The organism is Acinetobacter sp. Lyrl_1, assembly GCF_051948795.1.
GTDB lineage: Bacteria > Pseudomonadota > Gammaproteobacteria > Pseudomonadales > Moraxellaceae > Acinetobacter > Acinetobacter towneri.
Map to the genome: position 1 here is coordinate 1 of NZ_JAYJLK010000109.1, position 635 is coordinate 635.

Sequence of the window (635 nt, forward strand, 5' to 3'; positions counted from 1 at the left end):
TTTAAACAGCGCCAGTTCATGCTCGTATTTTTGATTGAGAATAGAAAGATGCTGAACTTTAGAATCTAATTGCTGATTGGTGACTTCAAGATGTTGAACTTTGGCATCTAATTGTTGATTTGATACTTCCAGATGTTGAACTTGAGCATCTAATTGTTGTTTATCTTCTGCGAGTTGTTGATGCTGCATCGCCAACTGCTGGGTGAATTCCAGCAGTTGTTCATGGGTCAGTTGGCTTAAATCTGGCAGCGTATTCATGACCGCAGTATGCCTGAGGTCATGAGAAGAATGAAATAGAACGTTTGGAGGATGGCAGAATAGCCGAGCTTGGTTTAGAGCATCGTGACCACCTGCTGTCGTCCAATGCGCTGCCAAGGCAAACCCTGGATTAATGCCTGTAACTGTTCCGGGTTGAGAGCTACGCTTTCACCCTGGTGAACTTTAGCCCAGTGGAATTTTCCCTGTTCCAGCCGCCGGGCACACAGCCAGATGCCCAGTCCATCATGTACCAGCACTTTCATGCGATGGCCACGTTTATTACAGAACAGGTAAGCACAATGCGGTTTAATGTAGCCAAAGGCTCTCACCACCTGAGCCATGACAGTATCCATCCCTGCTCGCATATCCAGAGGTTG

Annotated in this window: 1 protein-coding gene and 1 pseudogene; both read right to left on the reverse strand. The window is 46.6% G+C overall.

Going from position 1 to position 635, the window contains the following annotated elements; all coding sequences use genetic code 11:
• Positions 1–258 (reverse strand): annotated as a pseudogene (locus VF675_RS13755) (IS66 family transposase); the annotation flags it as partial.
• A 74-nt stretch (positions 259–332) separates the two neighbouring features.
• On the reverse strand, positions 333–635 hold a 303-nt coding region (gene tnpB, locus VF675_RS13760; protein ID WP_440205393.1), incomplete at its 5' end, for an IS66 family insertion sequence element accessory protein TnpB.